Below are 1700 nucleotides of genomic sequence, written 5' to 3'. Positions count from 1 at the left end.
CCACCCCCGAGGTTGGCGCAGTAGATGCCTTTCTTCACTGACGCGATGATTTCCTGCGGGTCGCTTTCGCCCGCACGCATGTAGGTGTTGGTCATGCGCGGCATCGGCAGGTGCGCGTAGGACTCACGCCGGCCGTTGCCGGTGACCGCCATGCCCATCAGGCGGGCGTTGAGCTTGTCCTGCATGTAGCCCTTGAGCACGCCGTTCTCGATCAGCGTGGTGCACTCGGTCGGGGTGCCTTCGTCGTCCACGCTCAGCGAGCCACGGCGGCCCTCGAGGGTGCCATCGTCGACGATGGTGCACAGGCTCGATGCCACTTTCTCGCCAATGCGGCCGCTGAATGCCGAACTGCCCTTGCGGTTGAAGTCGCCTTCCAGGCCGTGGCCGACGGCCTCGTGCAGCAGCACCCCCGACCAGCCAGAGCCGAGCACTACAGGCAAGGTACCGGCAGGTGCAGGGATTGCCTCCAGGTTCACCAGGGCCTGGCGCAGCGCCTCACGGGCATAGCCCATTACCCGTTCTTCGGTGAAAAACCGGTAATCGGTACGCCCGCCACCGCCCTGCCCGCCGCGCTCGCGACGGCCATTCTGCTCGACGATGACGCTCACGTTGAAGCGCACCAGCGGGCGCACGTCGGCGGCCAGGCTGCCGTCCGCCGCAGCGATCAGGATGCGCTCCCAGACCCCGGCCATGCTTACGCTGACCTGCTGGATGCGGGGGTCCAGGGCACGGGTGGCGACATCGACACGCTTGAGCAGTTCTACCTTCTCGGCACGGCTGAGTACATCGAGCGGGTTGTCGGCGGCATACAGCGCGGGCACTTCCTGGCTACGGAATGCCTGCACACTGCCGTTCTGCCCCGCACGGGAAATCGACCGGGCAGCGCGGGCCGCCGAGGTCAGAGCTTCGAGGTTGATCGCATTGCTGTAGGCGAAACCGGTCTTTTCACCGGACTGGGCACGCACGCCCACGCCTTGATCGAGGTTGAAACTGCCCTCTTTGACAATACCGTCTTCCAGCGCCCAGGTTTCCGAGATCTGGCCCTGGAAGTACAGGTCAGCGGCATCGATGCCGGGGCCGGCCAACTCACCCAGCACGCTCTGCAGGCTGTCCAGGGTCAAGCCGCCTGGGGCCAGGAGCTGCTCACTGACGGTGGATAACATCTGGCTCATAGTCACTCCGAGGTGTGCGCAGGCCGCAATGCGTCCTGCGAGAAAAAGCGCCGGTGCAATACCACCGGCATGCGCGCCCGGATGGACGCTTGTTCATCTGTATTGCGCTCGGCAAGCAGTACCGCTTCGCCGTGCGCCTGTTGCGCGACAATCCGCCCCCAGGGGTCGACAATCGCCGCATGGCCATGAGTTTCCCGTGGGCCAGGGTGGGTGCCGCCCTGCGCCGCAGCCAGCAGGTAGCACTGGGTTTCGATAGCTCGGGCGCGCACCAGTACGTCCCAGTGCGCCGCGCCCGTCACTGCGGTAAACGCAGCTGGGGCCGTTATCAGCTCTGCCCCAGCGGCCCGCAGCGCGGTGTACAGCTCGGGGAAGCGCAAGTCGTAGCAAACGCTCAGCCCCAGCTTGCCAATCGGTGTTTGCGCCACCACCACCTGGGCGCCATGGGCGTAATCATCCGACTCGCGGTAGCGGCCACGGTTGTCGGTAACGTCCACGTCGAACAGGTGCAACTTGTCATACCGTGCCACT

General features: G+C 65.4%; 2 protein-coding genes. Both read right to left on the bottom strand.

The window, feature by feature from the left end:
- Nucleotides 1–1172, bottom strand: a 1172-nt coding sequence (tldD, locus tag HP546_RS29930) for a metalloprotease TldD (RefSeq protein ID WP_172233406.1), incomplete at its 3' end; no start/stop codon positions are given.
- A gap of 2 nt (nt 1173–1174) precedes the next feature.
- Nucleotides 1175–1700: nitrilase-related carbon-nitrogen hydrolase (locus HP546_RS29925; protein WP_306126023.1), on the bottom strand; the 526-nt coding region annotated here is incomplete at its 5' end.

The sequence above is a fragment of the Pseudomonas sp. CM25 genome, from assembly GCF_013179705.1.
GTDB lineage: Bacteria > Pseudomonadota > Gammaproteobacteria > Pseudomonadales > Pseudomonadaceae > Aquipseudomonas.
Note: the sequence above shows the minus strand (reverse complement) of the source record. Positions and strands in the feature narration are given on the sequence as shown.